Consider the following 21,281-nt stretch of genomic DNA (forward strand, 5'->3'; position numbering starts at 1 on the left):
TGACCTACAGATAGCGATGCAGGTGTTGTCAGAAAAACGAAAAGGACTTATCCTATCTTTCAGAAAATCTGAAAGCGGTGAAACAACCATGTCTGCCCCATTGCTTGACCTTGATCTGTTGCGCACGTTCGTCGCGATTGCCGAGACTGGCAATTTCTCGGCAGCAGCCCATTCCGTCTTTCGCACACCGTCTGCTGTGTCGATGCAGGTCAAAAAGATGGAAGAAATCCTCGAACGCCCGCTCTTTGTCCGTGACAGCCGGTCCGTGACCCTGACCGAGGACGGAGAGCGCGTGCTGACCCATGCCCGACGGATGCTCGCGATGAATCAGGACCTCATGGCTCAGTTTCATCAGCAGCACCTGCAGGGCGTCGTGCGTCTGGGTATCCATGACGATGTTGCAGAGCGCTATCTGCCAGAGGTGCTGAGCCGTTTTGCGCGAACCCATCCGGGCGTGAACGTGAACGCAGTTGTCGTGAACACAGAACCGATGCGGCAGATGATTGCAGAGCGGCGGCTGGATATTGCGCTGATTTCGCGTCTGCCATCGCAGAAAGATGAGCGCCCGTGCGAGGTGCTCTGGTCCGAACCGCTGGTGTGGGCGGGTTGCAAAGGCGGGATCGCCCACGAAAAGGTGCCGATGCCCGTATCCGTCTGGGACGAAACCTGCGCATGGCGGAAGGCGGGGCTGGAGGGGCTTGAGAAATCCGGTCGCCCTTATCGGATCGCGCTCGAGTCCGGGCATTTGTCGGGGCAGAAGGCGGCGATCATGGCTGATCTGGCCGTCGCTCCGATCCCGAAAAGCGCGCTGGGCGGTTGTGTTGTGCAGATCCCGGCCTCTTATGGCTTGCCGGATTTGCCGCATTACGAGTTGGGAATGATCCTGCGCGATGATCTGCCGTGTCAGGCGGCCGCGGCTGCAGATCATCTGCGCGCGGCCTTTGCAGGTGAAATGATGGCCGCTTGATCACCAGTTATCGGTGACGTGAAACCCTTTGGGGATTGTATCGCGGTCGTCCAGCACGAGGTCCGCTATGACCTCACCCACCTTCGGGGCCATGCCAAAGCCGATCTTGAACCCGCCATTGGCGATATAGCGGTTGGGGATGTCCGGGTCCGGCCCAAGCATCGGCGCGCGTGAGCGGGCGCGCGGACGCAGACCCGCCCAGCGGTCTAGTACCTTTGCACCCTTAAGCGCAGGCAGAACAGCTTCTGCGCGGGTCAAGACGGTGTCGAGCTGGGCGTCGGTGGCTGTGGGCGACGTGAACTCACGCTCGGTCGTAGAGCCAACCGCGACGGTCCCGTTCACGTGGGGCATGATATGCAAGGTATCTGCAAAGATTTGCGGTGCGTCCGGGCCTGCGTCATGGGCCAAGAGGATGGCCTGACCTTTGATCCCGGCGCCAACGAGCCGCCCACGCCGTTCGGTCAACGCCCCTAATCCCGCCGCGCCGGTCGCGTCGATAGTGCGGCCTTGTTTGCTGCCGTCTTCGGTGATTTCGACACCCATGCCCTTGAGGGCTTGCGCCAGCGCGAAGATCGCCAGCCTGGGATGAATATGCGCACTGAGCGTGTCGTAGATCCAAGCACCGGTGGGGGAAGGCGGCACCCAAGGGCCGTCTTGGTCGCGGGTGACGCGCCAATCAGCCTGACCTTGCCAAAGCTCTCGCGCTTGCTCTGCGCGCGCCTCTGCGAGGTCCAGCGCGTGGTCATCAGCTATGGGCTGAAGCCGTCCAGTCCGCCGATAGCCGGTTTCACAGCGCGAGCGTTCCGCAATGTCAGGCCAGAAGCTTCGAGACTGAATCAGGCTGTCGAACTGAAACTGTTTCTTTGGGTTCCAATTTTCGGGCGTATGCGGTGCCAGAGCGCCGACAATGCCCCCCGACGCGCCGCCGCCCGGTCCAGCCGGGTCGATGACGCGCACGCTGGCACCCCGTTTGGCACAGGCATAGGCGCAGGACAGGCCGAAGATACCTGCACCCAGAACGGTGATATCCTTTTGCGCTGCTGCCATAATCGATTTTGTCCTGTCGCCGCTGAAGGCTTTGACGTTAAGTCCAATCAGCGACTTAGCGGGACACGGGCCTATGGACCAGAGTGAACAGTCAGGACTGGAATGGCGGGACGGCGATGTGCCGGTCTCTTTGCGCTTTGATGATCCATATTATTCGTTGGATAACGGATTAGCCGAAACGCGACATGTGTTTCTGACTGGCAATGACCTGCCATCGCGTTTTCACGACGGATTTCACATCGCCGAACTTGGCTTTGGCACCGGCTTGAACCTGCTTGCCGCTGCTCAAGCTTGGCGGGACGCAGGCTGCGCGGGCCAGCTTCGCTTCACCAGTTTCGAGGCCTATCCGCTGTCACCGGACGACATGATCAAGGCGCAGGCTGCGTTTCCAGAGGTCGCTGAAATCGCCCTTGATCTTGCTCCCTATTGGACAGGGGGTGCGCTGCAGATCGAACTGCCGTGGCTCAGATTTGAATTGGTTAAAGGTGACGCGCGCGAGATGCTGCCTGCTTGGACCGAGATCGCGGATGCCTGGTTTCTCGACGGCTTTTCTCCTGCAAAGAACCCCGAGCTGTGGAACGAAGCGCTGATGGCTGCTGTCGGTCAGGCCACGGCACCCGGAGGCACAGCGGCCACATATACGGCCGCGGGCTTTGTGCGGCGGGGGCTGGAAGATGCTGGTTTCACCGTCTCCCGTGTGCCGGGATTTGGGCGCAAGCGGCACATGACACGTGCCGTCATAGGAGGCGCCGATGCTGACGAATAACCGGCTTGGCATCCTGCTGATGGTGGCGACGACTTTTGTCTTCGCCGTGCAGGATGGGATCAGTCGCCACCTTGCCGATAGCTACAACGTCCTGATGGTCGTGATGATCCGCTACTGGTTTTTCGCGGCCTTTGTGATTGCCATGTCCGCGCGCAATGCAGGCGGTGTCCGTCGGGTGGCGCGCACGTCGCAGCCGCTTTTGCAGATCGGACGCGGGTTGCTGTTGGCGGCAGAAATCTGTGTGATGGTGGTGGCGTTTATTCTGCTCGGCCTGACCGAGAGTCACGCGATTTTCACGTTCTATCCGCTTCTTGTGGCTGCGCTGTCAGGCCCGATCTTGGGGGAAAAGGTCGGTCCCTACCGTTGGGCTGCGATTGCGCTTGGCTTTGTGGGTGTGCTGATCATCCTGCAGCCGGGCGTCGCTGCGTTCTCACCCTATGCCCTTGTGCCACTGACGTCCGCGACGATGTTTGCGGTCTACGGCCTACTGACCCGTTATGCGGCACGGAAGGACACGACCGAGACATCTTTCTTCTGGACCGGCACGGTCGGTGCGGTGGCCATGACTCTCGTCGGCATCTGGTTCTGGGAGCCGATGACAGGGCCGGACTGGGTCTGGATGGGGGCGCTTTGTGTCACGGGCGCGACGGGGCACTGGCTTTTGATCAAATGCTATGAAGTGGCCGAAGCCGGGGCGGTGCAGCCATTTGCCTATCTTCAGTTTGTCTTTGCCTCGACGATCGGGGTGAGCCTCTTTGGAGAACAGGTCACCTGGAACGTCGCGCTGGGCGTGGTGATTATCATCGCGGCGGGTGTGTTCGCAATCTGGCGCGAACAGAAGAAGGCTAGGCAAGAGGCAGTTAGCGAAACGCAGTCCCGGACTTGATCCGGGTCCTGTTGTTTAATGAGGCCCCGGATCAAGTCCGGGGCTGCGATCATCACGGCCTCACCCGTGGTCGCAATTCCACAGGCATACTAAGTGGGGCCCACGGGCTCTCTGGAGGACCTGCGTTCAATCCGGCCTGATAGGCGGCACTATCGGCGGCCGTGGGGGCGTTGCCGCGAAGTTCCTGTGTAAAGCGGATGGGTTCCACCCGACCGGACAGCCGGGCGCGATAGATCGGAAGGCTTTCGGTCACGCGCATGACGTAGTTGCGGGTTTCCCGGAAGGGGATGTGTTCGATCCAGTCAACGATATCGACCCGTGGGTCACGTGGGTTTCCCCGGTCATTGACCCACGACACCGCACGGCTCGGCCCTGCATTATAGGCCACGGAAATCTGAACCGGGCTTTGCCCGAATTGGGCGATCAACTCTCGCAGATAGGCTGTACCTAGCCGCGCATTGTAGTCTCCGTCCGTCAGAAGCCGACCGTTCGAGAATGGTTCGCCGACGTCGCCCGCCATCTCCTGCGCGGTTGCAGGCATCAATTGCATCAGGCCGCGCGCGCCGACACCAGAGGTCACCGCCGGGTCAAATTCGCTCTCGCGCCGGGCGATGGCCAGCGCCAATTCAGGCGGGACCGAGCCGCTATTCGCCGCAAGCGGGTGCAGCGCGTAATACGGGCCTTCGATCACATGGCCATATTGCACGCCCCGTTTGGCGATCATCACTTCGAGATGCGGTTGGTTCATCTGCTGCACCATGGCCGCCATTTGGCCGATCTGAGTGCGATCAAGGCTTTCTGCGAGATGGGTCAGAAACCGCTCGGCCAAGGACAATTCACCCGCTGCAAGAAGCAGCATCGCGGCCTCAAACACCGTGGATTGCGTAAACGCAGCAGTCCGCCAATCAGGAAATGTCTCACGCCCTGTGAGTTTGGGGTCCATCGGCACGTCGGCGCGCTCGGCGGAAAGTAGGCCGTAGAAAGCGGTTTGATGATCTGCCCCGCGCAGATAATCCTCGCGCGCCCAAGCGGTGTTGCCGACCTGCTCATGCGCGCGACCTTGCCAATAGGCGGCACGAGCAAGAGAGATCGGGGTGTCCACGGCGGCCTCGAACCGTTCGAAATGGCGCAGGGCCGTGTCGGCATCCCGCAATTTGCGCAGCGCGATGTAGCCCGCCAGCCATTCAAGATCGGCAAAATGGCGTCCTTCGCTCAATCCATGGTTGGCGGCCAGACGATAGGCGCGGCGATCTTGTCCGTCGCGCATCAATTGGCGGGCATAGCGGCGGCGCAGATTGCCCCAGCGCTCTGGCTCGCCGAGGTTCCTCTGACCTTCCATCACTTCAATCGCGCCCAAGGTTCGGCCACGGTTGGCACGCCACAAAAACCGCTCATAGGCCAAACCGGGGTCGCCTGCGCGGCTTGCCGGAACGGCGTCTATGAAGGCGTCGATCCCGTCTGTTCCATCGCGCAGCGCGATACGCGCCTCTGCCAACGTGCGGTCGTCATCTGACAGCCGCGGCAACATCCGCTTGGCTTCAGCGGTCAAGCCACGCCACATGAGCATGTCGGCGCGTTCCCAGTGATGACGGGCAAGCGCCGATCCATGGGTGGCCATGAAGGCGGCTTCCTCTGGGACCGAAAGGCTAAGTGACGTCCACGCGCGCACAATTTCCGCCCGCGCCGCATCTGATTGGCCACTGGCACGCAACGCTGCGGCAAGCCTTAATGACCCAGTGCCATGGCGTGGTTTTTGCGCGCCAAAGAATGTCAGGACATCGGCAGTATCGGCAGATTGCGGGATTGTGTCCTCTGACTGTGACACCAGATAGGGAAGTCCAGGCCAGTCGCCCCTGCGGGAGACGAAGGCCTGCGAACGCTCAAAGCTGCCCTCACCAGCACGAAGCGTGTGCCATTCGATAATGTCGCGTCCCACTGGACCTGCCGATGCAGCAAGCGTGCGCGCAGCATCCCAATCCTTGGCGCGAACTGCGTCCATGGCTTGCTCTAGCGCGCGCACCGACCCGTTGGCCGAGCCAAGCGATGCCCATAATGACAATGTCAGGGCCAAAGCCGTGAACGCGATTTGGCGCATTGCGCCCCCAAACTGTTTTTCTGCTCTTAGCAAAGAAAGGTGTGGCTTTCGCGCCGATAGTGCAACTGACAAACTTGGCATTTTCGAAAACCGCCACTAGGGTCCGCGCGATTTCGCCGACGGGAGGCCGTCCGCAGAATCGCCCTAACCACCTGCCTGAATGAGAGGACATGCAGATGTTCAAAGGCTCAATGCCCGCCCTGATCACGCCCTTCAACAACGGTGCCGTGGACTTTGAGGCGCTCAAACGCTTGGTGGATTGGCAGATAAAGCACGGCTCCAAAGGCCTTGTGCCTGTGGGCACCACGGGCGAAAGCCCGACGCTCACGCATGAAGAACACGACGCTGTCGTCGCTGCTGTCGTTGAGCAGGCCGCCGGTCGCGTGCCGGTTCTGGCGGGTGCCGGGTCGAATAACACGGCCGAAACTGTCCGTTTGGTCGAGGCGGCCAAGGCCGCCGGTGCGGACGGTGCGCTGGTCGTGACGCCCTATTACAACAAGCCGACCCAACGGGGGCTGATCGCGCATTTCGAAGCCGCCGCAGAGGTTGGCCTGCCAATCGTGATCTACAACATCCCGCCGCGTTCAGTCATCGACATGTCTCCCGACACCATGGCGACGCTGTCGAAGAACCCGAACATCATCGGTGTCAAAGACGCGACCGCGGACCTGTCGCGGGTTGCGGCGCAACGCATTCGTTCTGGTGCTGATTTCATCCAGTTGTCTGGAGAAGACGCGACCGCCGTTGGCTTTAACGCCATGGGTGGCGTTGGATGCATCTCGGTGACGGCAAACGTCGCACCAGCGCTGTGTGCGCAGATGCAGGATGCGACACTGGCTGGTGATTTCGCCACAGCGTTGGAAATCCAGGACAAACTGATGCCGCTGCACGAGGCCGTGTTCACTGAACCGGGATTGTGCGGGGCTAAGTACGGCGTATCCAAGCTTGGTCTGTGTTCAGCTGAGGTTCGTTCGCCATTGGTTGAGCTGTCCGATGAGACAAAGGCCAAGATGGACGCAGCGATGGCCCATGCGGGCCTGATCTAAGCGCTCAAGCTGGATTTGGAACAAAAAAGAAAGCCGCCCGACCTCGGGCGGCTTTTCCGTGGGTCTCGGATAACTTAGGTTGGTGGCTCCCGCAGCCTGCGTCAGCGGTTTGCGCCTGGAACCCAGAGCACGTCGTCCTTGCCGTCATTGTTCGCGATACGCGACGCGACAAAGAACCAGTCGGACAGGCGGTTCAGGTATTTGACGCCTGCCGGATTGACGCTCTCCATTGTGCCCAGTTCAACGGACAAACGCTCGGCGCGGCGTGCAACCGTCCGGCACAAATGCAGGTGCGCCGCCAAAGGCGATCCGCCCGGCAAGATAAAGCTGCGTAGTGGTTCCAGGGCGTCGTTCATCGCGTCGATCTGTGCTTCGAGCCTTTCAACCTGCGCCATGGTCATGCGCAGCGGCGGGTATTCAGCTTCGGCGTCTTTCTCCATGTCCGGGCGACACAGATCAGCGCCGAGGTCGAACAGGTCGTTTTGAATGGCCGAAAGCTGTTCGTCCATCTCACCCGTCGCATGCAGGCGCGCCAAACCCACGGTGGCGTTGGTTTCATCCACGGTACCATAGGCATTCACGCGCTGAGAGTGTTTGGCCACCCGGCTGCCATTGCCCAGGGCCGTTTCACCGGCATCACCGGTGCGCGTGTAGATCTTCGAAAGTACGACCACATTTACCTCGCTGCGATCAGGATCAGGATAAGAATGACGGCCACAGCCTGAGCGGCGAGGCGCAATTGCATCATCTTATTCCCGTTTTTTTGGTTGAATTTCCCGCCCTTCGCGAATGACCCGATGCCGAAGGCCAAAATGGCTGCGACGCCGAGACATGCGATGATGACGACGATCAATAGTGGATCACGATCCATGGGAGTCTCCTTTCCCAGCGAGCTAAGGCCGCTTTAGGCGCGGGCAAGGATATTGTCGAACAGACGGCGCGGCAGAATGCGACGCAACACCGCCATTAGATATGTGGGGAAGGTGATCTTGTAACGGCTCTTGGGCCGCGCAACGGTCAACGCCTCGTGGACCTTGACCGACACAGTGCGCGGCGGAAGCTCAAACTTGTCCGGCGGTTGGTCGTCCGCATAAAGCCGCTTGTGCAGAGAGGCGCGGTACAGACCGCTGAGCGCGGAGTTTTCCCAATCAATCCATTTCTCGAAATGCGGGATCGAGTTCTGGCGGATTTTTGTGGTGATGGGGCCCGGCTGAATCAAGACGACGTGGATGCCGCTGTCTCGCAATTCGAGACGCATGGTGTCGCTCAGACCCTCCATGGCGAACTTGGTGGTGTTGTAGGCGCCGCGCCATTTCAGCGCTGCAAACCCAAGGACTGAGGAACAGTTCAGAATGCGTCCGTGGCCTTGCGTCCGCATGACAGGGATCACCCGGCGCGTCAGATCATGGTAGCCAAAGAGATTGGCTTCAAAGATTTGGCGCAGTGCCGCGCGCGGCAGGTCCTCGACCGCGCCGGGGATGGCATAGGCACCGTTGTTAAAAAGCGCATCCAGCGTTCCGCCGGTGGCGTCCAATACCTCGGCCAAGCCAGCCTCGACAGACGCCTCTTCTTCATAGTCGATGCGCGGGCTTTCAAACCCTTCCGAGATCAACCGGTCACAATCCTCTTGCTTGCGGCAAGAGGCAAAGACGCGCCAACCCTTGCTCTTGAGGTAATGCGCGCAGTCATAACCGATGCCCGTCGAGCATCCGGTGATCAGGATCGATTTTGCCATGGGGTCCCCCGTCGTTTGGGGGCAGTTTGCAGATGCGCGCGGCTGCTTCAACCGCTGCCGCGCGTAATGCCAGAATTCGGCGTGGGAATTTGGTTTAGTTCTGTGCCGTCAGAAGGCGTTCCGCCATCCAGCCAACGCCGCCGGTGTTGGCGGCGCGGATTTTGACCCAGCCGTTGCCGGGGCTTTGGAGAACTTCGGTTTCAGCGCCGCGCGTCAGCTGCGCAACCACCGAGAAATTGGTGCCTGGCCCGTTACGCACGTTCACACGGCTGCCCGCGACAAGGCGAATGTCGGCTGCGGGAACTTCGGCGATGACAGGCTCTGGTGTGGTTTCACGCGCCGCTTCGCCCAACACAACCGCGAGGCTGGCGGTTGGCTGCGCGTCGGTGGATGCGTCCTCGATCACAACAGAAGCATTTTGCACCAGATCATTGCTCTGGGTTTGAACAACGGGTTGCTGTGCAGGCGAGGTGTCCGCGCGTGCCACCAGCGTGCGTTCGAACTCAACACTTTGCTGCAGCTCGTTCAGCGGGCTTGAAGCTAATTCGGGCGGCTCGAAATCAGACCCACCAGACAATTCAAAAAACGCCCAGCCCAAAAGGCCAAAGGTCACCAGCATAAACCGCGTCATAACGCTCCCCAGGTCACTCGATTAATTTACAGCAGCAGAGTCGCACACTTCATAACACGTTTAACGGTGATTGTGGTGGTCTGGTTCCCCCTACCTCCGCAGAGGGGCGCAAACTGTGTCCTCGGGGTCGCGATTGCGGTGGGGTAACAGAATACAGTGCAGGGTTTGGCTCTGGACCACATTCGAACCGGCGTTTACACCACATTTATGTCCGACGACACCGATATCCCCGATACCTCGTTGAATGAGATGGCCGAGCCGCTGCGCCGGGCCATTGGCGACCGTTATCTGACCTATGCATTGTCCACGATCATGCACAGAGCGTTGCCGGACGCGCGAGACGGGCTGAAGCCGGTTCATCGGCGAATCCTTTATGCCATGAGCAGGCTGCGCCTGACGGCGGATGGGAAATTCCTGAAGTCAGCCAAGATATCTGGCGACACGATGGGCGATTTCCACCCGCATGGTGATCAGGCGATTTACGACGCCATGGCTCGCCTCGCACAGGATTTTGCGGTCCGTTATCCGCTGGTCGACGGCCAGGGGAACTTTGGCAATATCGACGGCGATAACCCGGCGGCCTCCCGCTATACCGAAGCGCGGATGACGGAACTCGCCGAAGCCTTGCTCGAAGGTCTTTCCGAGAACGCGGTCGACTTTCGCGACAATTACGACGGACGGCTGGAAGAACCCGTTGTTCTGCCCGCTCGCTATCCGAACCTGCTGGCCAATGGTGCCTCTGGGATCGCGGTCGGGATGGCCACAAACATCCCGCCCCACAACCTGCATGAGCTTCTGGATGCCTGCATTCATCTTGCGAAAAAGCAGAATTCTGATCTCGTACGGGATGACACCCTGATCGAAATGGTTCCGGGGCCTGATTTCCCAACGGGTGGCGTTATCGTTGAACCGGCTGAGTCGATTGCAGAGGCGTATAAGACCGGCAAGGGTGGCTTCCGCCTGCGGTGCAAATGGGAGCGGGAGGACCTGAACCGGGGTCAGTGGCAGATTGTTGTCACGGAAATCCCGTATCAGGTTCAGAAATCCAAGCTGATCGAAAAGCTGGCCGAGGTCATCCAGACCAAAAAGGTCCCGATCCTGGCCGATGTGCGGGATGAGTCCGCCGACGATATCCGCATCGTTCTTGAGCCGCGCTCCAAGAATGTCGACCCAGAGGTCCTTATGGGGATGCTCTACCGTAACTCTGACCTTGAGGTGCGGTTTTCCCTGAACATGAACGTGCTGATCGATGGTGTGACGCCCAAGGTCTGCAGCATGAAAGAGGTGCTGCGCGCGTTCCTTGATCATCGCCGCGATGTGCTGATCCGGCGGTCGCAGCACCGGCTGGCCAAGATCGATCACCGCTTGGAGGTGCTCGAAGGCTTCATCATCGCCTTCCTCAATCTGGATCGTGTGATCGACATCATTCGATACGATGACGATCCGAAGATCGCACTGATGGCCGAGGATTGGGACCGCGAATTCCAGCGCGCCTATGATGAAGAGGATTACATCAGCCCCATCGGCCTGCCTCTGGAGCCCGATCCGGCGCTGACCGAGGTGCAGACCGAAGCCATCCTGAACATGCGCTTGCGGTCCTTGCGCCGTCTCGAAGAGATGGAACTGATCCGCGAGAAGGAAGAACTGCAAGCCGAGCGCGCGGGCCTGATGGAATTGATCGCGACCGAAGACCTGCAATGGGGTCGCATCGCCGACGAATTGCGCGAGGTACGCAAGACCTTCGGCCGCAGTGCCGAAGGCGGTCCGCGCCGAACCACCTTTGCAGACGCTGCGCAGGTCGAAGATGTCCCGCTTGAGGCGATGATCGACCGTGAACCTGTCACGATCGTCTGCTCAGACATGGGCTGGATTCGGGCCATGTCGGGTCACATCGACCTGACCCGCGAACTCAAATACAAAGATGGCGATAAAGCCCGCTTTGTTTTCCATGCGGAAACAACAGACAGATTGCTGGCCTATGGCTCCAATGGGCGGTTTTACACGCTGAGTGTGTCCAACCTGCCGGGCGGGCGCGGCATGGGTGAACCGCTGCGACTGATGGTCGATCTGCCGAACGAAGCACAGATCATCGCGCTGTTCATTCACAAGCCCGGCCAGAAATTGTTGGTCGCATCGACCGCTGGGGATGGATTTGTCGTGCCAGAGGACGATGTTGTCGCTCAGACCCGTGCCGGCAAACAGGTCCTGAACGTGCGCGCGCCATCGCAGGCGCTGCTGTGCAAGCCGATCAGTGGCGATCATGTCGCCGTCGTGGGTGAGAACCGCAAAGTCCTCGTCTTCCCCGTTGACGAACTGCCAGAGATGGGCAGGGGTAAGGGCGTGAGGCTGCAGAAGTACAAGGACGGAGGTCTGTCAGATGCCATCACCTTCGCCCTGGGAACGGGCCTCACCTGGCTCGACCCCGCAGGCAGGACCCGGACCGTCGAGCGGCCCGAGCTGGACGAATGGATCGGCAAACGCGCCGGAACCGGACGGATGGCACCTCGAGGCTTCCCACGCGATAACAAATTCACCGACTAGGTCAGGGCCAAGCGCGAGGACGTCATTTGGCGGGCGGCGCGGCGCGATTTTTTGGCTCGCGTTCAAAACTGGCCTGCTGACCGTTATCACGTTGGGTATTTACCGGTTCTGGATGAAGACCCGTTTGCGCCGCTGGTACTGGTCCGCGACGCGTCCTGCGGGCATTCCGTTGGAATATACAGGTCAGCCGCTGGAAAAGCTGCTCGGTTTCCTGATCGTGGTTGTGTTCCTGGCGTTCTACCTTGGCCTTGCGAACCTGATCCTGACCTTTGTCAGTCTCGCGGTTTTTGCCGAGTACACCTTTGCCTACGTCATCTCGGCCATCGTGATCGCGCCCTTGTGGTTTTTTGCGCAGTATCGGGCGCGGCGCTATGTGCTGGCCCGAACACGCTGGCGCTCGATCCGTTTCGGGCTTGAACCGGGCGCATGGGGCTACGCGCGTCGGGCTCTTTTGGGGTGGGTCGGAGTGCTTCTGACTTTGGGCCTGAGCCACCCGGCCTTGCGATTCCAGCTTGAGAAATATCGCAACGACCGGACGTTTTACGGCAATCACCGCCTGCACCAAGGCGGTCACAAAACCATGCTGTATCCGGCCTTCGTGCATCTGTTGATCGGTGTGTTCTTCTCTGCTGGCTCTTTGCTGGCCTCGCTTGAGTCTGGGCAGGAAGGAATAGCCATGATGATGGTTGTTTCGGTGCCATGGGCGCTGTTCGGGCTGGTCTATTACATTGTCGAAGGGCGACGAATTTTGGCTGCGCACCTGACGACAGGGGCCATGTCGCTGGTGCCGCGTCCGCGCGTTCTGAAGGTTTTGCACATCTATATCGTCGGTAACCTGTTCCGCGTCTCTGCAGCTGTCTTGATCTTGATGATCACCGGTTTCCTGTTTCTGGCCGCCGCCGCAGTGCTCAGCGGAGGGTTCGAGTTCCTGACCGAGATGAACCCGGACGAGATGGCGGAGGATGTCTTTCTGACCATGCCCGCATGGATCACCGGGGCGCTCGGATTGATAAGCTATTTCCTGTTATTCTTGGTCTGGAGCGCACTCACCCACGCGTTCCTGACCTTTCCAATCTGGCGGCACTATGCCGAGACGCTGCAAATCGACGGATTGGAAGAGTTGGAGCAGATCACGCAACGGGGCCGCGATGAGTTTGCTGAGGCAGAGGGATTTGCCGAAGCCTTGGATGTGGGGGCCGCAATATGACCGTCATCCGCATTGGGGCCGCGCCTGAATCTTTTCAGGGCAAAGGTCTGTATTTCGATGGTGACAGCGCACTTCCAGTGCCTGTCGAATTGACCATGGATGAACGTCGCCGTGGGTTGATGATCGTGGGCGAAGGGCGCGATCCAGTGATTTGGCCGCTGGACGATATCCGTGCCTTGGGCGATCAGGCGGACCCAGCGGTTATGACGCTGCGCCAGACAGCCGACCCGATGGCGCGGCTGGTCCTCAGCACCGACGAAGAGCGCCGCATCATGCAGGCCCGCGCGGGTAACCTGCGCAAGTCGCCCCCAGTTGAACGCAAGGGGCGACTGCTTGCGTGGTCTCTCGGGGCTGTCGCCTCGGTGGCGCTCATGGTGACGGTTTTGATCCCGTTGCTGGCCGACAGCTTGGCCGAATACCTGCCGCCTGCTGGTGAACGTGCTTTGGGTGATGCCACGCTTGGGCAGATTCGCACCTTCCTGGACGAAACGCGCATGAACCCTCTGCCGTTCTGCGAGTCCGAAGAAGGCTCTGTTGCCTTGGCAAAAATGGGCGAGACCCTGTTCCCGGATGGCATCGGCGAGCAGGAGTTACGTGTCTACGTGCTCGAACATGAGATGGTGAATGCTTTTGCCTTGCCGGGTGGCATTATCGTTCTGTTCGAGGGCTTGATCGAAGAGGCTGAAACCCCGGACGAAGTTGCCTCTGTCTATGCGCATGAGGTTGGTCATGTCGTCGCGCGCGACCCGACACGCATCGCGTTGCGGTCTGCCGGATCGATTGGTGTGCTGGGGCTCTTGTTTGGGGATTTTGCTGGCGGTGCGCTGATCCTGTTCCTGACCGAGCGCATCATTCAGGCGGATTACAGTCAAGAAGCAGAGGCCGCAGCCGATGCTTATGCCCATTCCACTCTGGCCAATGCCGGATATGATCCAGCCGCCATGGCGGATTTCTTTGAACGTCTGCGTGATGAATATGGCGACACGACGGGCTGGATTCAGCGATTTATGGCGCATCCGAATTTCTCGGACAGGATCGCTGCAGCGCGGGCAGCGACACCTGATACGGTCTCGCCTGACCCCATCCTGTCACAGGCCGAATGGCGCGCTTTGCGATCAATTTGTGATGACACAGCGCAGCGCTCTGGTTGAACCTGATCCGGGACCTGCGCTAAGCCGCTAGCGAAGCCCGGTGGGAATGGGCAGGGGGGAGCGTTATGGCATCGTGGATGACACGCCTGTTGGGCCTTGCGGCGATTGTCGCGCTGTCTGCCTGTGCAACAAGCGATCTGGAGGAGACGCCAGAGCCGATTGGCGACTTCAAACTTGGTTTCTTTGTTCCGTCCACAGCGGCGGAGATGACCAAAGGCCCGGCATCACGCGACGCCACGCCAGAGGAATGGAAGGCCGCGATGAAAGCCGCTTTCGAGCCGCGCTTTAAACGTTACACGGGCGATTCTTTCTTTCATATCGGCGCGATCGTGGATGGGTATGTTCTGGCTCAGCCCGGCATTCCGCTGGTTCTGGCTCCGAAATCCGTTCTGATTTTTCGCGTGACGATCATCGAAGACGCAACCGGCACGCAATATCCCGAGGAAGCGCACCAGATCACGGTGGTTGAAAGCGTTGGAGCAGGCACGCTCCTTGGCTCCGGCCTCACATCCAGCAAGGAAGAGCAATTGGCCGACCTTGCTGAGAACGCGGCGCGCCAAACAGAGCGCTGGATGCGGGAACAGCCGTGGTTCGGAGAATTCTCCGGTTCGGTGGATGCGAGCCCTGAGGATGACGCGGCTGATTTGGAGGCCCCTGTCGAAGGTGAACCGCTTAGCGCGATCACGTTGCCAGAAGCGGACGAAACCCAGACAGCCTCAGCCGCCGCTGATGCAGGCGAGACGACCGCAGGCAACACGGATGAGACCGCTGGCCAAACCACGGGTGACGCAGAGTCCGAAGCCGACATCTCCGGCGGTGCAGAAGACGATACAAATGCTGCTGCGCAAGAGACCGAAGACGCTTAATCGGTGTTGATTTTCCTGCCACCGTTCAATACATCGCGCGCGTATCGAAACCGGGCCAAACCTCCGGATGCAACTGGGCGCGCGACTTGGCCCGCCCCCCAATACAGAGGCCATCATGGCAAAGGAAAAGTTTGAACGTACGAAACCGCACGTGAACATCGGCACGATTGGTCACGTTGACCACGGCAAGACGACGTTGACGGCAGCGATCACGAAGTACTTTGGTGACTTCAAAGCGTATGACCAGATTGACGGCGCGCCTGAAGAAAAAGCCCGCGGCATCACGATCTCGACGGCACACGTTGAGTACGAGACCGAGAACCGCCACTACGCGCACGTGGACTGCCCAGGCCACGCTGACTACGTGAAAAACATGATCACGGGTGCGGCGCAGATGGACGGCGCGATCCTGGTTGTGAACGCGGCTGACGGCCCAATGCCACAAACCCGCGAGCACATCCTGCTGGGTCGCCAGGTTGGCATCCCGAAGATGGTCGTGTTCATGAACAAAGTGGACCAGGTCGACGACGAAGAGCTTCTGGAGCTCGTCGAGATGGAAATCCGCGAACTGCTGGAAAGCTACGAGTACCCAGGCGACGATATTCCGATCATCGCGGGTTCGGCTCTGGCGGCGATGGAAGGCAACAACCCTGAGATCGGCGAAGAGAAGATCAAAGAGCTGATGGCAGCGGTTGATGAGTACATCGACACTCCAGAGCGTGCGGTTGACCAGCCGTTCCTGATGCCGATCGAAGACGTGTTCTCGATCTCGGGTCGTGGTACGGTTGTGACCGGTCGTGTTGAGCGTGGCGTGATCAACGTGGGCGACGAGATTGAAATCGTCGGTATCCGCGACACCACCAAGACGACCTGCACAGGCGTTGAAATGTTCCGCAAGCTGCTGGACCGCGGTGAAGCAGGCGACAACATCGGCGCACTGCTGCGCGGTGTGGACCGTGACGGCGTTGAGCGTGGTCAGGTTCTGTGTAAGCCAGCATCCGTGACGCCACACACGAAGTTCGAAGCCGAAGCCTACATCCTGACGAAGGATGAAGGTGGCCGTCACACGCCATTCTTCGCGAACTACCGTCCACAGTTCTACTTCCGTACGACGGACGTGACTGGCACGGTTACGCTGGCAGAAGGCACCGAGATGGTCATGCCAGGCGACAACGTGTCGTTCTCGGTTGAACTGATCGCGCCAATCGCGATGGAAAAAGGCCTCCGCTTCGCCATCCGCGAAGGCGGCCGCACCGTCGGCGCAGGCGTCGTCTCCGACATCACCGAGTAAGACAACTTTCCATCGGAAAGTCTGTCTGGTGGTGACAGGGGCCTTGGCAACGAGGCTCGTGAATATCACCTAAAAGATTTCTGGATGCCCGCATCCAAACCCGAGGCCCCTGTTTCGACAGGGGCCTTTTTCGTTCCCGCGTTTCGAACGCGCAAGTCCGCGGATTCTGGAACGAGCGCAAGCGATCCTTGGCCGTCTTGAGTGAGGCAGGAATCCCGTCCGGTTGGGCTGCGTTGCGCTCCAACCGGACCCAGCCTCCTTGCGGGATGCAGTCTGTTTTTTGGCCGAAACCGGCTGTTTGCCACTGCAGCGGGGTAACTTTTTTCGGTGCGACAAGTTCTACTTCCGCGGTAGGATTTCTTTCTGTTATCAACGCTATTCTGCGCTTGCAAAACAGTTCGGTATACTTGGGTACACCGCTAAGTCATTAAAAACGTTTGATTTTTTTTGAATGAGCGACGATTTTGCAGCCCATGAAAGATACAGTCACACACACGCCCGACCTTCAGTCCTGGGTTGGTCGCACGCAAACCACCACCGGCTATTTGTCGGCTCAGGTCGCGGCGATGGCTCATGCCACCCTAAGTGATGATGCGACCCCGGCGCCCGTTGCGGGCGATGTGATGCCTGCCCTGTGGCATTGGTATGCATTTCCCCCGACCGAGCCGATGTCTGATCTGGGCCATGACGGGCACCCTCAGCGCGGCCTGCGCGGCGACAAGCAGGGTTTCCTGCCCCCCGTGCCGTTTGAGCGGCGGATGTGGGCAGGCGGCAAGCTGACATTTCATGCGCCATTGCGTGTGGGGGAGCCAATCGAACGAACATCGACGATCTCGCAGATCACCGAGAAATCAGGCTCCGCCGGTGGGATGGTGTTTGTTGCTGTTGACCATGTCCTTTCGGGCGCGCAGGGCGTTGCCGTGCGCGAGCGTCATGACATCGTGTATCTGCCGATCCCCGAAAGCTATTCGCCGCCGGCCAAGAAAGCCGCTGATATGCACAACGTCGCGGCGCTGCGTGAAGTCGAGGCGTCACCGCCGCTCCTGTTCCGCTATTCGGCGATCACCTTCAACGGGCACAAGATCCATTACGACCGCACCTATTGTCAGGAGGTCGAGAAGTATCCCGGTCTGGTCGTACACGGGCCGCTGCAAGCCCAATTGATGATGGACATGGCCTGCAAGCTGCGCGGATCGGTTCCTAGCACGTTTAAGTTCCGGGGCATGCATCCGATGTTCGACGACGGCGTCATGCGCGTGATCGCCGCCGATGACGGTAGCACAGTTTCATTGAACACTGTGGCCGAAGCCGGGCATGTCGGCATGTCTGCCTCTGCGACATGGGGAGACGACCAATGACCCAGATCCTGAAAGGCATGCGGGTCGTCGAAGGCTCAGCATTCGTGGCCGTTCCCCTGGCTGGGATGACACTTGCGCAGATGGGGGCAGAGGTCATCCGCTTTGACCGCCTTGAAGGCGGATTGGACGCTGGCCGCTGGCCGCTTGCGCCATCCGGGCAAAGCCTGTTCTGGGCGGGCCTCAACAAAGGCAAGAAATCCATTGCGGTGGACATGAAGCACCCTGAAGGGCGAGAACTGATCACTCGCATCATCACCGCGCCGGGCGACGATGCTGGTCTTTTCCTGACAAACCTGCGGGTGCGCGGATGGATGGATCACGAAACCCTTAGCAAATACCGCGAAGACCTGATCATGGTCGGGCTGCAAGGGGATCGCCACGGGCGGCCTCAGGTTGATTACACGGTAAACCCGGCGCTCGGCATTCCTGACATCACCGGACCAGAAGGGCATGATGCCCCCGTCGCCAACGCGCTTCCGGCTTGGGACCTGATGGCGGGACATATGTGTGTGTCGTCTTTGCTTGCGGCAGAACGGCACCGTCTGAAAACCGGCGAGGGGCAGGATGTTTCCCTGTCGCTCAAAGACGTTGCGGCGGCCACGCTTGGACATCTGGGGATGATCGGCGACGCCAAGCTGAATGACGTGCAGCGCGAGAAGTCCGGCAACGCGCTCTATGGCGCATACGGTCAGGATTTCCTGTGCTGCGACGGCCGCAGGATCATGGTCATCGGGCTGACGGGTCGGCAGTGGTCCGGGCTGGTCAAGACAACCGACACCAAGGATGCGCTCGATGCCATGGCCGCACGTCACGGGGCCAACCTGCGCGATGAAGGCGCACGGTGGGAACTGCGCAAGCAGATCACAGCCGTCCTGTCCCCGTGGTTCGCCGAACGGACCGCCGCCGAGGTAGGCCGCATTTTTGACGAGGCGTCGCTGACCTGGTCCGAATTTCGCACCGTCAAAGAAGCGGTAGAGCAAGACCCCGATTTGTCACCTGACAATCCTGTCTTCCAGATGCTGGATCAACCGGGGCTTGGCCAATTTCCTGTGCCGTCTCATGTCGCGGATTTCTCGGCTATTTCGCGTCAGAACGCCGTGCCCGCGCCAGTGCTGGGGGAACATACAGAAGAGATTCTGGGCGATGTTGCACGGCTGACAGATACTGAAATCGCACAGCTCTTTGACGCTGGCGTCGTCAGTTCGGCGCAGCCCTCCCGCTCGCGCAAGGCGGCGTGAGGGCAATCAGCCTCCCGAGAGACTGCACTTAGGCTGCGTTCTTTGCGCGCTTGAGCTTCCATGGTTGCTCGACACCGGGGTTCTCTTCCAAGAGCTGGGTCGCAATATCCAGCTTTTTCGCCACCGGCTTCCCGAAGGCGGCCATCCGATCTCGCGCTTTCTTGATCAGGCTGACTTGATCGGCGTGATCAAGATTGGCGACCCGACGTTCCTCAAGAACCGATGCAGCGGGCGTTTTCGTGCACAGAAATGCCAACGATGACCCGCGGATGAACGCCAGCGGTTCGAAATGATCTGCCCAAAGCTCCATCTGGACGGGAATCCACGGTTGCACGGTGTGAAGATAGTCCTGTTGCACCATGATCGTGCGCCCCGTGCGGAAGTAGGGCCAAAAGATTTCGGCCTGCGCATCCATGGATTTCCGCGACTTTGATGCATCATGGGCAAGCACATCAATCGGCGCGCCGTTCCACTGCGCCTCGGTTATATCCCCCTGATGGTGGACAACATGGTCTGCAAAGGGCGCTAGCAGGTCTTTCGACAGCGGCAGCATATCGCGACCCTCAAAGGGCGCGATCCCGCTTTCATAGAGCACCGCCTTCTTGATCTTTTCGTTGACGGTAAAACGGTCAAAGGCATGCACCACAGAGGCGTGTCCGGCATCCTGTATGCCGCCAGCAAATCGCGCCGTTGACCCGCCGACAAAACAGCCAAGGTCGACAAACACTCCGTCTACCGACGAAAACGTTTGCCCAAGCCAATAATAGAATTGCGTTTCTTCCCAGGCCAACATGGACGGCACGGCCTTGGCCCTTGCTAAGTCCGCAGACTCTAGCGATTGCCAAGGTCGGTCTTTGAACAGGGCGGCTATATCTTCCAACATCATACCTCAAAACATGGCCCAAAAGCACAATACCACACACCGGGTTGTGCATTGGGATACACGCTGAAACAGCTTTCGCAAACCATTGCGCGATTCAGCACGTCTGCCGGGCCAGTTGGCTCTTGATCTCATCTGGGGGTTATCATAGTGCAAAGGTCGGCCTAGGGGTTTAGCTCAGTTGGTAGAGCATCGGTCTCCAAAACCGAGGGTCGTGGGTTCGAGTCCCTCAGCCCCTGCCATTTCCAAGTCATAAGCAATCAGGTTGCCATGCCTTCGGCAGGCCCGCGCCGCGTTTTCGTCAAGTTCAGGCTCTAACACGTAGTCAGGATTTTTCCGTCCTGAATAGAGGAGCCCCCCAATGCGCCTGTTCTTTTCGTTTATGCGTGCGCCGCTTTGGCTGAAGGTTGTCATGATTGTCGTCATCATTGGCGGTGCACTTGTGCTGCGCGATGGCCGCGTGAGCGACATGGCCAAGGAACAAGCCGTGGCGTTTGCCGAGACGCAGGTCGGGGCGATGATGGATCAGGCGCTGGCTGATGCCGCCGAGGCCATGGGCATGGAAAGCCTTGATCTGTTTGGGGCCGTGGGCGGGGGCGTCGGCGCGGGTGCTGCTGATGGCTTTGTGGCCAATAACGGCCACAAGACCGAACGCGTGGCGACGCCGGTGCAAAAAATCGACTGGAGAGAGCGTGCGACAACCTTGTGGAAGGATATCGTGGCATCGCCATTGGATTACCTGCCGTTGATCTTCTCTGTCGCAATCGGCCTGTTGTTTGTGGTTATGGTGCTGTCGTCGATCAAGCGCATGTTCAGCCGCTTGGGGCGGAAAGACCCTGATGCCCACAAAAGCAAATATGCAATGGAAACAAGCGTCGAGATGCCCGGCATGGATCTGGATGCCGCCTTTGCCGACCCCAAGGCCGCGCCGGATATGAAGGCGCTCTTGGCAAAGCAGAACGAACAAAAGCCCGCATCGACGGGTGGGCTTTCGCTCCGCGCCAGTGTGAAGGACACCGCCAAGAAGGCCGCCGCCAGCCAACAAAAGGCGGCCAAAGCGGCGCGCAAGAGGTCGTCCATAGGTCTGTCGTTGTTCGGCTCGCGCCAGCCGTCGGCCATGCTCAAAGCCAAGCTGGAAACCGACCCGTTTGACCGTCTGACAAGCTAACAAGAGTTTGCGCGCCGCTTGGCGCGGTTCAGCTTGAAACCCGCGGGCCTTGCGCGTATGTCGCAAGCTGCACATTCGAAATGCCCGATAAGGATCACCGGCCATGGCCTTCAATCCATCAAAGTTCATTCAGGAAACCCGCGCTGAGGTTTCGAAGGTTGTTTGGCCAACCCGCCGTGAGGTGACGCTGACAACCATCATGGTGTTCATCATGGCGGCCCTGACGGCAGTGTTCTTTTCGCTGGTTGATCTGGGTATCCGCAGCGGCTTGACCGCGATCCTTGGGATGGCGGGCTAACTCTTGATTCCGGGGCGAACGCCCGGTATCACGCCTCAATCCAGATTTTAGGCGCGCCCGATTCGGCGCGCCGATTTGTTTCTGGGACATGGATTTGGCGGCGCTGGGCA

General features: G+C 59.6%; 20 protein-coding genes and 1 tRNA gene. 14 read left to right on the top strand and 7 right to left on the bottom strand.

Going from position 1 to position 21,281, the window contains the following annotated elements:
* Nucleotides 1-88: 88 nt before the first annotated feature.
* Nucleotides 89-967 (top strand): LysR substrate-binding domain-containing protein, encoded by an 879-nt coding sequence (locus FE702_RS13315; protein WP_147126787.1) that lies wholly within the window; start codon nucleotides 89-91, stop codon nucleotides 965-967.
* Here the strand turns inward: FE702_RS13315 and FE702_RS13320 are convergent, their stop codons facing one another.
* Entirely contained in the window at nucleotides 968-2,014 is a 1,047-nt protein-coding gene (locus tag FE702_RS13320) for an NAD(P)/FAD-dependent oxidoreductase (RefSeq protein ID WP_147126788.1), read from the bottom strand.
* Between the two features lie 73 nt (nucleotides 2,015-2,087).
* Here FE702_RS13320 and mnmC2 point away from each other — a divergent pair, with 73 nt between their 5' ends.
* Together mnmC2 and FE702_RS13330 are read left to right on the top strand one after the other, a co-directional pair.
* Nucleotides 2,088-2,780 (top strand): tRNA (5-methylaminomethyl-2-thiouridine)(34)-methyltransferase MnmC2, encoded by a 693-nt coding sequence (mnmC2, locus tag FE702_RS13325; RefSeq protein WP_147126789.1) that lies wholly within the window; start codon nucleotides 2,088-2,090, stop codon nucleotides 2,778-2,780.
* Nucleotides 2,767-3,666 carry a DMT family transporter gene (locus FE702_RS13330; protein ID WP_147126790.1) on the top strand — a complete coding sequence of 300 codons (900 nt, stop codon included), beginning with the start codon at nucleotides 2,767-2,769 and terminating at the stop codon, nucleotides 3,664-3,666. The genes mnmC2 and FE702_RS13330 overlap by 14 nt, the downstream gene beginning before the upstream one ends.
* 52 nt (nucleotides 3,667-3,718) lie before the next feature.
* On the opposite strand, the gene FE702_RS13335 is transcribed toward FE702_RS13330, so the two are convergent.
* Entirely contained in the window at nucleotides 3,719-5,761 is a 2,043-nt protein-coding gene (locus tag FE702_RS13335) for a lytic transglycosylase domain-containing protein (protein ID WP_147126791.1), read from the bottom strand.
* Nucleotides 5,762-5,937: 176 nt separating this feature from the next.
* Between FE702_RS13335 and dapA the strand changes: the two genes are divergently transcribed.
* On the top strand, nucleotides 5,938-6,807 hold the full coding sequence (gene dapA, locus FE702_RS13340) for a 4-hydroxy-tetrahydrodipicolinate synthase (RefSeq protein ID WP_147126792.1): 870 nt from the start codon (nucleotides 5,938-5,940) through the stop codon (nucleotides 6,805-6,807).
* A gap of 101 nt (nucleotides 6,808-6,908) precedes the next feature.
* Here the strand turns inward: dapA and FE702_RS13345 are convergent, their stop codons facing one another.
* From FE702_RS13345 to FE702_RS13360, 4 genes are all read right to left on the bottom strand, one after another.
* Nucleotides 6,909-7,481 carry a cob(I)yrinic acid a,c-diamide adenosyltransferase gene (locus FE702_RS13345; RefSeq protein ID WP_147126793.1) on the bottom strand — a complete coding sequence of 191 codons (573 nt, stop codon included), beginning with the start codon at nucleotides 7,479-7,481 and terminating at the stop codon, nucleotides 6,909-6,911.
* 2 nt (nucleotides 7,482-7,483) lie between these two features.
* Nucleotides 7,484-7,678, bottom strand: coding sequence for a twin transmembrane helix small protein (locus FE702_RS13350; RefSeq protein WP_147126794.1), 195 nt, complete (start codon nucleotides 7,676-7,678; stop codon nucleotides 7,484-7,486).
* 33 nt (nucleotides 7,679-7,711) lie between these two features.
* Nucleotides 7,712-8,542: an SDR family NAD(P)-dependent oxidoreductase gene (locus tag FE702_RS13355; protein ID WP_147126795.1), complete on the bottom strand. Its 831-nt coding sequence runs from the start codon at nucleotides 8,540-8,542 to the stop codon at nucleotides 7,712-7,714.
* Nucleotides 8,543-8,636: 94 nt separating this feature from the next.
* Nucleotides 8,637-9,173, bottom strand: a complete 537-nt coding sequence (locus FE702_RS13360; protein WP_147126796.1) for an SH3 domain-containing protein — start codon at nucleotides 9,171-9,173, stop codon at nucleotides 8,637-8,639.
* A 207-nt stretch (nucleotides 9,174-9,380) separates the two neighbouring features.
* Here FE702_RS13360 and FE702_RS13365 point away from each other — a divergent pair, with 207 nt between their 5' ends.
* The 7 genes from FE702_RS13365 (at nucleotide 9,381) to FE702_RS13395 (ending at nucleotide 18,825) form a co-directional block, all read left to right on the top strand.
* Nucleotides 9,381-11,714: a DNA topoisomerase IV subunit A gene (locus FE702_RS13365; protein ID WP_147126797.1), complete on the top strand. Its 2,334-nt coding sequence runs from the start codon at nucleotides 9,381-9,383 to the stop codon at nucleotides 11,712-11,714.
* Nucleotides 11,695-12,921, top strand: a complete 1,227-nt coding sequence (locus tag FE702_RS13370; protein ID WP_147126846.1) for a DUF898 family protein — start codon at nucleotides 11,695-11,697, stop codon at nucleotides 12,919-12,921. The genes FE702_RS13365 and FE702_RS13370 overlap by 20 nt, the downstream gene beginning before the upstream one ends.
* On the top strand, nucleotides 12,918-14,072 hold the full coding sequence (locus FE702_RS13375; protein ID WP_147126798.1) for a M48 family metallopeptidase: 1,155 nt from the start codon (nucleotides 12,918-12,920) through the stop codon (nucleotides 14,070-14,072). The genes FE702_RS13370 and FE702_RS13375 overlap by 4 nt, the downstream gene beginning before the upstream one ends.
* Nucleotides 14,073-14,137: 65 nt before the next feature.
* Nucleotides 14,138-14,938 (top strand): hypothetical protein, encoded by an 801-nt coding sequence (locus FE702_RS13380; RefSeq protein ID WP_147126799.1) that lies wholly within the window; start codon nucleotides 14,138-14,140, stop codon nucleotides 14,936-14,938.
* Nucleotides 14,939-15,053: 115 nt separating this feature from the next.
* The gene (gene tuf, locus FE702_RS13385; RefSeq protein ID WP_147126800.1) at nucleotides 15,054-16,229 is read left to right on the top strand and encodes an elongation factor Tu; all 1,176 of its coding nucleotides are present in this window, start codon (nucleotides 15,054-15,056) and stop codon (nucleotides 16,227-16,229) included.
* A gap of 473 nt (nucleotides 16,230-16,702) precedes the next feature.
* On the top strand, nucleotides 16,703-17,587 hold the full coding sequence (locus FE702_RS13390; protein ID WP_147126801.1) for an HTD2 family dehydratase: 885 nt from the start codon (nucleotides 16,703-16,705) through the stop codon (nucleotides 17,585-17,587).
* Nucleotides 17,584-18,825 carry a CoA transferase gene (locus FE702_RS13395; protein WP_147126802.1) on the top strand — a complete coding sequence of 414 codons (1,242 nt, stop codon included), beginning with the start codon at nucleotides 17,584-17,586 and terminating at the stop codon, nucleotides 18,823-18,825. The genes FE702_RS13390 and FE702_RS13395 overlap by 4 nt, the downstream gene beginning before the upstream one ends.
* Nucleotides 18,826-18,853: 28 nt before the next feature.
* Here FE702_RS13395 and FE702_RS13400 read toward each other — a convergent pair whose 3' ends face one another.
* Nucleotides 18,854-19,618 carry a class I SAM-dependent methyltransferase gene (locus tag FE702_RS13400; RefSeq protein ID WP_186827085.1) on the bottom strand — a complete coding sequence of 255 codons (765 nt, stop codon included), beginning with the start codon at nucleotides 19,616-19,618 and terminating at the stop codon, nucleotides 18,854-18,856.
* 253 nt (nucleotides 19,619-19,871) lie between these two features.
* Here FE702_RS13400 and FE702_RS13405 point away from each other — a divergent pair.
* The 3 genes from FE702_RS13405 (at nucleotide 19,872) to secE (ending at nucleotide 21,171) form a co-directional block, all read left to right on the top strand.
* A tRNA-Trp gene (locus tag FE702_RS13405) sits at nucleotides 19,872-19,947 on the top strand.
* A gap of 119 nt (nucleotides 19,948-20,066) precedes the next feature.
* On the top strand, nucleotides 20,067-20,873 hold the full coding sequence (locus FE702_RS13410) for a hypothetical protein (protein ID WP_147126804.1): 807 nt from the start codon (nucleotides 20,067-20,069) through the stop codon (nucleotides 20,871-20,873).
* A gap of 103 nt (nucleotides 20,874-20,976) precedes the next feature.
* On the top strand, nucleotides 20,977-21,171 hold the full coding sequence (gene secE, locus FE702_RS13415) for a preprotein translocase subunit SecE (RefSeq protein ID WP_147126805.1): 195 nt from the start codon (nucleotides 20,977-20,979) through the stop codon (nucleotides 21,169-21,171).
* The last annotated feature ends 110 nt before the right edge of the window (nucleotides 21,172-21,281 follow it).

This window comes from Shimia ponticola (assembly GCF_007995215.1).
Lineage (GTDB): Bacteria > Pseudomonadota > Alphaproteobacteria > Rhodobacterales > Rhodobacteraceae > Shimia_B > Shimia_B ponticola.

Coding starts and splice junctions, on each gene's coding strand:
- FE702_RS13315 (WP_147126787.1), top strand. CDS start 89: ATGTCTGCCCCATTGCTTGACCTTGATCTGTTGCGCACGTTCGTCGCG.
- FE702_RS13320 (WP_147126788.1), bottom strand. CDS start 2,014: ATGGCAGCAGCGCAAAAGGATATCACCGTTCTGGGTGCAGGTATCTTC.
- mnmC2 (WP_147126789.1), top strand. CDS start 2,088: ATGGACCAGAGTGAACAGTCAGGACTGGAATGGCGGGACGGCGATGTG.
- FE702_RS13330 (WP_147126790.1), top strand. CDS start 2,767: ATGCTGACGAATAACCGGCTTGGCATCCTGCTGATGGTGGCGACGACT.
- FE702_RS13335 (WP_147126791.1), bottom strand. CDS start 5,761: ATGCGCCAAATCGCGTTCACGGCTTTGGCCCTGACATTGTCATTATGG.
- dapA (WP_147126792.1), top strand. CDS start 5,938: ATGTTCAAAGGCTCAATGCCCGCCCTGATCACGCCCTTCAACAACGGT.
- FE702_RS13350 (WP_147126794.1), bottom strand. CDS start 7,678: ATGGATCGTGATCCACTATTGATCGTCGTCATCATCGCATGTCTCGGC.
- FE702_RS13355 (WP_147126795.1), bottom strand. CDS start 8,542: ATGGCAAAATCGATCCTGATCACCGGATGCTCGACGGGCATCGGTTAT.
- FE702_RS13360 (WP_147126796.1), bottom strand. CDS start 9,173: ATGACGCGGTTTATGCTGGTGACCTTTGGCCTTTTGGGCTGGGCGTTT.
- FE702_RS13365 (WP_147126797.1), top strand. CDS start 9,381: ATGTCCGACGACACCGATATCCCCGATACCTCGTTGAATGAGATGGCC.
- FE702_RS13375 (WP_147126798.1), top strand. CDS start 12,918: ATGACCGTCATCCGCATTGGGGCCGCGCCTGAATCTTTTCAGGGCAAA.
- FE702_RS13380 (WP_147126799.1), top strand. CDS start 14,138: ATGGCATCGTGGATGACACGCCTGTTGGGCCTTGCGGCGATTGTCGCG.
- tuf (WP_147126800.1), top strand. CDS start 15,054: ATGGCAAAGGAAAAGTTTGAACGTACGAAACCGCACGTGAACATCGGC.
- FE702_RS13390 (WP_147126801.1), top strand. CDS start 16,703: ATGAAAGATACAGTCACACACACGCCCGACCTTCAGTCCTGGGTTGGT.
- FE702_RS13395 (WP_147126802.1), top strand. CDS start 17,584: ATGACCCAGATCCTGAAAGGCATGCGGGTCGTCGAAGGCTCAGCATTC.
- FE702_RS13400 (WP_186827085.1), bottom strand. CDS start 19,618: ATGTTGGCCTGGGAAGAAACGCAATTCTATTATTGGCTTGGGCAAACG.
- FE702_RS13410 (WP_147126804.1), top strand. CDS start 20,067: ATGCGCCTGTTCTTTTCGTTTATGCGTGCGCCGCTTTGGCTGAAGGTT.
- secE (WP_147126805.1), top strand. CDS start 20,977: ATGGCCTTCAATCCATCAAAGTTCATTCAGGAAACCCGCGCTGAGGTT.